This window comes from Streptomyces atriruber, from assembly GCF_001418325.1.
In the GTDB taxonomy this organism is placed as follows: domain Bacteria; phylum Actinomycetota; class Actinomycetes; order Streptomycetales; family Streptomycetaceae; genus Streptomyces; species Streptomyces atriruber.
In genome coordinates, this window is the sequence record NZ_LIPN01000405.1 from 1 (window position 1) to 8,828 (window position 8,828).

Sequence of the window (8,828 nt, forward strand, 5' to 3'; positions counted from 1 at the left end):
GGTCTGGGTGGTCGGGGTGGTCACGGGTGCCTGGGCGCTCACAGGTGCTTCACCCCTTCCGGGATCTCGTAGAACGTCGGGTGGCGGTAGGGCTTGTCGCCTGCCGGTTCGAAGAAGGAGTCCTTCTCGTCCGGGGAGGACGCGGTGATCTCGGCGGACGGCACGACCCAGATGGAGACGCCCTCGCTCCTGCGCGTGTACAGATCGCGGGCGTTGCGCAGGGCCATCTCCGCGTCCGGGGCGTGCAGGCTGCCCGCGTGGGTGTGGGAGAGCCCGCGGCGGGAGCGGACGAACACCTCCCACAGCGGCCAGTCGGTCGAGCTGCTCATGCTGTCGCCTCTCCGTGCTGCGCGGGGTCGCCCTGCGTGCGGTGTGTGCCGTCCCCTTGCGGGGCGGCCGGGTGCTGCGTGGCCGTGTGCCGCGCGTCCGTGTGCAGCGCGGCCGTCTGCTTCTCCGCATACGCAGCCGCGGCCTCGCGGACCCAGGCGCCGTCCTCGTGGGCGCGGCGGCGCTGGGTGATGCGCTGGTCGTTGCACGGGCCGTTCCCCTTGAGGACGTCCCAGAACTCGGTCCAGTCGATGGCGCCGAAGTCGTGGTGTCCCCGCGACTCGTTCCACACCAGGTCCGGGTCGGGGAGGGTCAGGCCGAGGGACTCTGCCTGCGGGACGCAGATGTCCACGAAGCGCTGGCGCAATTCGTCGTTCGAATGGCGCTTGATCTTCCACGTCATCGACTGCTCGGAGTGCGACGACTCGTCGTCGGGCGGGCCGAACATCATCAGGGAGGGCCACCACCAGCGGTTCACCGCGTCCTGCGCCATGTCGTGCTGCGCCTGGGTGCCGCGGCTGAGGGCGAGCAACGACTCGTACCCCTGGCGCTGGTGGAAGGACTCCTCCTTGCAGACACGGACCATCGCCCGCGCATACGGGCCGTACGAACAGCGGCACAGGGGGACCTGGTTGGTGATCGCCGCGCCGTCCACGAGCCAGCCGATCGCGCCGACGTCCGCCCAGGTCAGCGTGGGGTAGTTGAAGATCGACGAGTACTTCTGGCGGCCCGAGTGCAGCTTGTCGAGCAGCTCGTCGCGGCTGGTGCCGAGGGTCTCGGCCGCGCTGTACAGATACAGGCCGTGGCCCGCCTCGTCCTGCACCTTGGCCATGAGGATCGCCTTGCGCCGCAGGGAAGGGGCGCGAGTGATCCAGTTGGCCTCCGGCTGCATGCCGATGATCTCGGAGTGCGCGTGCTGGGCGATCTGGCGCACGAGGGACGCGCGATAGGCGTCCGGCATCCAGTCGCGCGGCTCGATGCGCTCGTCGGCTGCGACCGCCGCGTCGAAGACGGCCAGGTGCTCCGCCGCGCGTGCGGCGGCGTCCGCGGAGGACGCGTCCTCGCCCGGCTCCGTCCTCGCCGCCTGGTGTGCGGCTGCTGTCGCCATCTCGGTCCCCCTCGACCTTGAGCGAACCGCCCGACCGATCGTTCGGTTCGTTGAATTCAATGGTGCGGTCCTCGGCCATAAGGTGTCAACCCTGTGGATAACTTCACGGACGCTGTGCGCGGTGGGCAGGCCTGAGTACCGTTCCGGCGGCAGGGTTCGGCGCGGGAACGGGGAACGGGGCGGAATGGACGGGAACGACAAGGGCTCCGGTGGTGGGTCCGGCGGGCCTGGAGAGCCTGGTGGGGTTGGCGGGCCGCCCGGGTCTGACGTTCCTGCCGGGGCTGACGAGCCCGGCCCCGGGGATCCTGAATCAGGGGAGCGCGGACCCGGGGGCCCTGAACCAGCGGAGTCCGGACCCGAGGAGCGTCAGAGGCTGGAGGAGCCCGGACCGGCGGATCCAGGAGCGGAGGATCCAGGACCGGAGGATCCAGGACCGGAGGATCCAGGACCGGAGGATCCAGGACCGGAGGATCCAGGACCGGAGGATCCAGGACCGGAGGAGCGCGAACCCGAAGAGCCCGGACCGGTGACCGGGCGGGAAGCGCGGGTCGGGATCGCCGGACTCAAGCTCGGCTACCAGATCGCCGCCGCGTGCGCCCTTGCCGTCGTCGCCGTGGCCGCCTGCGTCCACATAGGAATGCTGTTCCTGCACGTCGCGCCATCGAACACGCTGACCAAGCAGCACGGGGACGTGGTCGACGAATGGATCTACCCCGAGTTCGAGCAGAACTGGAAGCTCTTCGCGCCCAACCCGCTCCAGCAGAACGTCGCGGTGCAGGCCCGTGCGGAGCTCCGTACGGCCGACGGGGGCGTGCGGACCACGGAGTGGTACGGCCTCTCCGTCGCTGACGGTGCCGCCATCGACGGAAACCTGCTGCCCAGCCACACACAACAGAACGAACTCCGCCGCGCCTGGGACTTCTACGTGGGTTCGCACGACTCGCAGAATCGTCCCGTCGGTCTGCGGGGCCAGCTCTCCGAGCACTACGTCCGCCGCATCGCGTACATGCGACTCGACCGGGAGGAGCCGGGAAACAAGGGCGACGAGATCGCGCGCGTGCAGCTGCGCTCGAAGACCACGAACGTGCGGCCGCCGAAGTGGAGCGACGAGAAGGTGCCCGCCAAGCCGACCTACCGGGTGCTCCCCTGGTGGACGGTGGAGCCCGACGACCTGCCGCTGGCCGGGGGGAAGGGCCGCGCGGAGACCGCCGCCGACGTCGATGGCCGCGCGGACACCGACGCGGAAGGTGCTGCCCGGTGAGTCGTTTCGAGCGCCCGCTGGCGCGAGGCATCAACAACGTCACCGGGTTCGCCCTCGGCCCGTACCAGACCGCGGTGATCCGCATCGGGTTCGCCGCCACCTGGCTGTTCTTCCTGCTGCGTGAAATCCCCCACCGCCATGAGATGTACGGCCCCGACGGGCCCTGGAACTGGGACATGGCGCAGCAGCTCATCGCGAGCAACGGCGCCTTCACCGCGCTGATGTGGTCGGACGGGCACGTCTGGTTCGAGATCGTCTATGCCGTGGGGATCATCAGCAGCGCCCTGCTGCTGCTCGGGTGGCACACGCGCGCGATGTCCGTCCTCTTCATGATCGGTGTGCTGTCGCTGCAGAACCGCAGCATCTTCATGGGTGACGGCGGCGACAACGTCATCCATCTGATGTCGACGTATCTGGTCTTCACGCGCTGTGGCCAGGTCTGGTCGCTGGACGCGCGGCGAGCGGCACGGCGGACGCGGGGGAACGGCACGGACGCGGACGCGGGCGCGGGAGCCGACCTGCCGGTCGATCCGGTCGGGCCCGCTCTGTGGTGGGTTTTCGGGCTCGGGCTGTCCGTCGTGACGTTCATGGGGGAGCTCAGCGGCGGGTGGCTGCTGTTCTTCTGGGGGCTGTTGCTGGTGCACGGCTTCTGGTGGGCCGTGGGACGGCGGGCTCCGGAGAGCGAGCTGCGGAAGCTCCTCGACGTCGTGGCGAACCTCGCCCACAACGCGGGCCTGTTGGTGATCATGGTCGAGGCCTGTCTGATCTACGCGACCGCCGGCTGGTACAAGATCCAGGGGAGTCGCTGGCAGGACGGCACGGCCGTCTACTACCCGCTGAACCTCGACTACTTCTCCCCGTGGCCCGCCCTCTCCGAACTGCTCTCGTCCCACGGCATCATGGTGCTCCTGGTGACGTACGGGACGGTCGCCGTGCAGGTGGCTTTCCCCTTCACCCTCTTCAATCGCCGGGTCAAGAACGTCCTGCTCGTGGTCATGATCGTCGAGCACTCGGTGATCGCGGTCGTCCTGGGGCTGCCGTTCTTCTCGCTCGCGATGATCGCGGCCGACGCGGTGTTCCTGCCGACGTCCTTCCTGCGGCGGCTCGGCGGGTGGGCGGCACGCGCGCGTAGTGGGGCGGTATCCCGTCTTCCGCTCCCCCGCCGCGGTGCGGTGCCGGAACAACGCGCCGTGAGTGAGGGGCAGGACGGGAAGCGGGAGGAGCAGCGGGGCGAGCAGCGGGGTGAGGAGCCCACCGAACCCGCGCGCGTAGGCTTCACACCATGAACAGGACGGTCGGGTCGGACGGGACGAGCGGCCCGGACGGGGCGGATCCCGACGGCGCCGTACGCGCCTGGCGCGGGCTCGTCGATACGGCCGTGCTGCTCGACGGCTTCCACGCGATCAAGCACGCGCTGCGCTTCGGCGCGCGGGTGCCGATCGTGCTGACCAGTGACCGGTCCGCCGTCCTGGCCCTCGCGGACGAGCTCGCGCCGGACGTGAAGGACGCACTCGGCGCGCTCCTGACGCAGATCCCGGACGAGCGGCTGCGCGCCCTCGTGCCGCGGCTGCATCCCACGGCCGTCGCCGCCCTGGCGGTACGTCCCTCGCGCGCGGCCAACCTGGAAGCACTGCGGAAGGCGCCGAGGTCCGCGCCGGTCGTCGTGCTCGACGACCCGCGCAACCTCGGCAACGCCGGGGCGGTCATCCGGCTCGCCGCGGGGTTCGGGGCGACCGGGGTCGTCACGACCGGCACGCTCGACCCCTGGCATCCCACGGTCGTGCGCGGCGGCGCGGGCCTGCACTTCGCGACCGCCGTGGAGCGCGTGGACGTGGCGGATCTCCCGCCGGGCCCGGTGTTCGCGCTCGACGCGGAGGGCGAGGACATCAGGGGGCTGAAGCTCCCGGACGACGCCGTGCTCGCCTTCGGCTCCGAGCGCAGCGGCCTGTCGGCCGCGCTGCGGGACCGCGCGGACCACCTGGTGTCCCTGCCGATGCGCCCGCAGGTCTCCAGCTACAACCTGGCCACGAGCGTCGGCATGACGCTCTTCCACTGGTCGGCGGGCAGGCCCCCGGGGCCGGAGGCCTGAACCCGCCGCGGACACCGGAGGTCAGGCGTCCTTGCGGATCTCCACCACGCGGAAGCGGTTGGCCACGAACGCGCCGTCGCACAGTGCGGCGTTCGCCGCGGGGTTGCCGCCCGAGCCGTGGAAGTCCGAGAACGCCGCCGTCTGGTTCACATAGACGCCGCCCGTGAGGTTCAGGGACAGCTGGGCGCACTCTTCGAGGCAGGTCTCCTCGACGGCGGCGGAGATCTCGTCCGACGTGGTGTACGCCCCGACGGTCATGGCTCCCTTGTCGCGCACCGTGCGGCGCAGCAGCTCCACCGCGTCCGCCGCGGAGTCGACCGCGACCGCGAAGGAGACCGGGCCGAAGCACTCGCTCAGATAGGCGGCCTCGGCGTCCGGCTTGGCGCCGTCCAGCTTGATGATCACCGGGGTGCGGACGACGGCGTCCGGGAAGTCCGGGTTAGTGATCTCCCGTGAAGGGAGAGCGACTTCGCCGAGACCGGCGGCCGCTTCGAGGCGGGCCTTCACATCGGGGTTGACCAGCGCGCCGAGGACGCCGTTCGCCCGGGCGTCGTCGCCGAGCAGGCCGCTCACCGAGGCCGCGAGGTCCGAGACCACGTCGTCGTACGACTTCGCGCCGGCGTCGGTCTCGATGCCGTCGCGGGGGATCAGCAGGTTCTGCGGGGTGGTGCACATCTGGCCGCTGTACAGGGACAGGGAGAAGGCGAGGTTGGCCAGCATTCCCTTGTAGTTGTCCGTCGACTCGACGACGACGGTGTTGACCCCGGCCTTTTCCGTGTAGACCTGCGCCTGGCGGGCGTTGGCCTCCAGCCAGTCGCCGAAGGCGGTCGATCCCGTGTAGTCGATCAGCTTGATCTCGGGGCGGACGGCGAGCGTCTTGGCGATGCCCTCGCCGGGGCGCTCGACGGCCAGGCAGACGAGGTTCGGGTCGAAGCCCGCGTCGGCGAGGACCTCGCGGGCGATCCGCACCGTGAGCGCGAGGGGCAGGACCGCGCGCGGGTGGGGCTTGACCAGGACGGGGTTGCCGGTGGCGAGCGAGGCGAACAGGCCCGGATAGCCGTTCCACGTCGGGAAGGTGTTGCAGCCGATCATGAGCGAGATGCCGCGCGCGACGGGCGTGAACCGCTTGTTCAGCGCGATCGGGTCGCGCTTGCCCTGGGGCTTGGTCCACTCGGCCGCGTCCGGGGTGCGGGCCTGCTCCGCATACGCATAGGCGACCGCCTCCAAGCCGCGGTCCTGGGCGTGCGGGCCGCCCGCCTGGAAGGCCATCATGAAGGCCTGACCGCTGGTGTGCATGACCGCGTGCGCGAACTCGTGCGTGCGGGCGCTGATGCGCGACAGGATCTCCAGACAGACCAGCGCGCGCACTTCCGCGCCCGCGTCGCGCCAGGCGCGCATTCCGGCGCGCATGGCGGGCAGCAGCGTGTCGATGTCGGGGTGGGGATACGTGATCCCCAACTCCGGACCAAACGGAGAGACTTCGCCGCCGACCCAGTCGTCCGTGCCGGGCTGGTCGAGGTCGAAGCGGGTGCCCTGGAGGGCGTCGAAGGCGGCCTTTCCTTCGGGGAGGCTCAGGCTGCCTCCCTCCCCGTACGCCTTGGGGTGCTCGGGGTGGGGGGACCAGTACGCACGCGTGCGGATGGTCTCCAGCGCCTGATCGAGGGTGGGCCGGTGCTTGGCGATCAGCTGGTGCGCGGTGAGTTCGGCGGCCATGACGGGACCAACTCCTCCTCGAGCAGCTCTCCATCGAGCTGGCGAGCTGGGCAGGGACGGTGGGCAGGAACGCTCTGACAGGGCTAGAGTAACCGAACGATCGGTCGGGACAAGAGGGTCCGTCAAACCTGTGGACAACTTCTTGACGGCCACCCCCGAACCCTGCGGCCGACGGGCCGTGCGGGAGGATCGCGAACATGACAGCACTCGAGCTCAGCAGCACCGTTGCCGTGGTCGGTACGGGAACCATGGGGCAGGGCATCGCCCAGGTCGCCCTGGTCGCGGGCCACCCCGTGCGGCTGTACGACGCCGTGCCCGGCCGCGCCGAGGCGGCGGCCGAAGCGATCGGTGCGCGCCTGGACCGGCTCGTCGAGAAGGGCAGGCTCACGGCCGAGGACCGCGCCGCGGCAGGCGCCCGGCTCGCCCCCGCCGAGAGCCTCGCGGAGCTCGCCGGCTGCGGTCTCGTCGTCGAGGCGATCCTTGAGCAACTGGACGTCAAACAAAGGCTGTTCCAGGATCTCGAAGAGGTCGTCGCCGAGGACTGTCTGCTGGCCACCAACACCTCGTCGCTCTCCGTGACCGCCATCGCGGGCGCCCTGCGCCGACCGGGCCGCTTCGTCGGCCTGCACTTCTTCAACCCGGCGCCCCTGCTCCCCCTCGTCGAGGTCGTCAGCGGCTTCGCGACGGACGGGACGGCGGCCACGCGCGCGTACGAGACGGCCAAGGCCTGGGGGAAGACCCCGGTGCGCTGCGCGGACACCCCGGGATTCATCGTCAACCGCATCGCACGGCCCTTCTACGCCGAGGCACTGCGCCTGTACGAGGAGCGGGTCGCCGACCCCGCCACGATCGACGCCGTCCTGCGTGAGTGCGGCGGGTTCAAGATGGGGCCCTTCGAGCTCACCGACCTCATCGGCCAGGACGTCAACGAAGCCGTCACGCGGTCCGTGTGGGAGTCCTTCTTCCAGGACCCCAAGTTCACTCCGTCGCTGGCGCAGCGCCGCCTCGTCGAGTCGCGTCGCCTCGGACGGAAGTCGGGACAGGGCTGGTACGCGTACGGGGACGACGCCCCGCGCGCGGAGCCGCACACCGCGCCGCCCGCGAAGGCCCCGGAGTCCGTCGCCGTGCACGGCGACCTCTTCCCTGCGGACGCGCTGACCGGCCTCATGAAGGAGGCGGGCATCCGGGTCGGCCGCGGCGAGGGGGTGCCGAGCTACCCCGGCTTCATCGAGCTCCCCAGCGGTGCCCGGCTCGCCCTGGCCGACGGCACGGCCGCCGACACCGGGGCGGAGCCCACCATCCACTTCGACCTCGCGCTGGACTACCGCGCCGCGACCAGGGTCGCCCTCTCCCCTTCGAGCAGGGTGGACGAGCAGTCCCTGAAGGAGGCGATCGGCCTCTTCCAGGCGCTCGGAAAGAAGGTCAGCGTCATAGGGCAGGCCCCCGGGATGATCGTGGCCCGCACGGTGTGGATGCTCGTCGACTTCGCCCTCGACGCCGTCGGGCGCGAGATCGCGGCCGCCGAGGACATCGACACCGCCATGCGGCTCGGCGTCAACTACCCCGTCGGGCCCATCGAATGGGGCCGACGTCTCACCACGTACCGGGTGGCAGAGGCGCTCGACGCCCTGCACGGCGAGTACCCCACCGGGCGTTACGCGCCCTCCCAGGCCCTGCGGCGCCAAGCCGTGCGAGAGGAGTACTCATGACCACCGCCCGGCGCGACACGTACACCCCGGAGACGCTCCTCAGCGTGGCCGTACGGGTCTTCAACGAGCGCGGCTACGACGGCACGTCCATGGAGCACCTCTCCAAGGCGGCCGGCATCTCCAAGTCCTCGATCTACCACCACGTGGCGGGCAAGGAGGAGCTGCTGCGCCGCGCCGTGAGCCGGGCGCTGGACGGCCTCTTCGGGATCCTCGTCGAGGAGCACGCGCGCGTGGGCAGTGCGGTGGAGCGCCTGGAGTACGTGACGCGGCGCACCGTCGAGGTGCTGGTCGCCGAGCTGCCCTATGTGACGCTGCTGCTGCGGGTGCGCGGCAACACGGACACCGAGCGCTGGGCGATGGAGCGGCGCCGGGAGTTCGACCAGCAGGTGGCGGCGCTGCTCAAGGAGGCCGTCGCGGACGGTGACCTGCGCTCCGACATCGAACTGCGGCTGGCCACCCGGCTGCTCTTCGGGATGATCAACTCCATCGTGGAGTGGTACCGGCCGGAGAGCCGGGGCGCCGCCAACGGCGAGCAGGTCGCCGACGCGGTCGTGCAGTTGGCCTTCGCGGGGCTGCGCACCGACGGCTGACTCCGGCCGCGCCCCCCGTCCCCGGCCGCGC

8 protein-coding genes are annotated in these 8,828 nt (G+C 70.8%); 5 read left to right on the plus strand and 3 right to left on the minus strand.

Annotated elements, in window-relative coordinates; translation table 11 throughout:
• Positions 1-38 precede the first annotated feature (38 nt).
• Together paaB and paaA are read right to left on the minus strand one after the other, a co-directional pair.
• Complete coding sequence (gene paaB / locus AOK03_RS33770; protein WP_055569192.1) at positions 39-329, minus strand: 1,2-phenylacetyl-CoA epoxidase subunit PaaB; 291 nt, start codon at positions 327-329, stop codon at positions 39-41.
• On the minus strand, positions 326-1,435 hold the full coding sequence (gene paaA / locus AOK03_RS33775) for a 1,2-phenylacetyl-CoA epoxidase subunit PaaA (RefSeq protein ID WP_244177856.1): 1,110 nt from the start codon (positions 1,433-1,435) through the stop codon (positions 326-328). Before paaA ends, paaB begins: the two co-directional genes overlap by 4 nt.
• A 184-nt stretch (positions 1,436-1,619) precedes the next feature.
• Here paaA and AOK03_RS44445 point away from each other — a divergent pair, with 184 nt between their 5' ends.
• The 3 genes from AOK03_RS44445 to AOK03_RS33795 are packed head-to-tail and all read left to right on the plus strand — an operon-like array spanning position 1,620 to position 4,785.
• On the plus strand, positions 1,620-2,696 hold the full coding sequence (locus AOK03_RS44445; RefSeq protein ID WP_063792639.1) for a DUF5819 family protein: 1,077 nt from the start codon (positions 1,620-1,622) through the stop codon (positions 2,694-2,696).
• On the plus strand, positions 2,693-3,982 hold the full coding sequence (locus AOK03_RS33790; RefSeq protein WP_055569195.1) for an HTTM domain-containing protein: 1,290 nt from the start codon (positions 2,693-2,695) through the stop codon (positions 3,980-3,982). Before AOK03_RS44445 ends, AOK03_RS33790 begins: the two co-directional genes overlap by 4 nt.
• The gene (locus AOK03_RS33795; protein ID WP_055569196.1) at positions 3,979-4,785 is read left to right on the plus strand and encodes a TrmH family RNA methyltransferase; all 807 of its coding nucleotides are present in this window, start codon (positions 3,979-3,981) and stop codon (positions 4,783-4,785) included. The genes AOK03_RS33790 and AOK03_RS33795 overlap by 4 nt, the downstream gene beginning before the upstream one ends.
• Positions 4,786-4,806: 21 nt before the next feature.
• Here AOK03_RS33795 and paaN read toward each other — a convergent pair whose 3' ends face one another.
• A complete protein-coding gene (gene paaN, locus AOK03_RS33800; protein ID WP_055569197.1) occupies positions 4,807-6,498 on the minus strand; it encodes a phenylacetic acid degradation protein PaaN in 1,692 nt (563 codons plus the stop codon).
• Between the two features lie 197 nt (positions 6,499-6,695).
• Between paaN and AOK03_RS33805 the strand changes: the two genes are divergently transcribed.
• Positions 6,696-8,207 carry a 3-hydroxyacyl-CoA dehydrogenase gene (locus AOK03_RS33805; protein ID WP_055569198.1) on the plus strand — a complete coding sequence of 504 codons (1,512 nt, stop codon included), beginning with the start codon at positions 6,696-6,698 and terminating at the stop codon, positions 8,205-8,207.
• Positions 8,204-8,797: a TetR/AcrR family transcriptional regulator gene (locus AOK03_RS33810; protein WP_055569199.1), complete on the plus strand. Its 594-nt coding sequence runs from the start codon at positions 8,204-8,206 to the stop codon at positions 8,795-8,797. Before AOK03_RS33805 ends, AOK03_RS33810 begins: the two co-directional genes overlap by 4 nt.
• Positions 8,798-8,828: the final 31 nt, after the last annotated feature.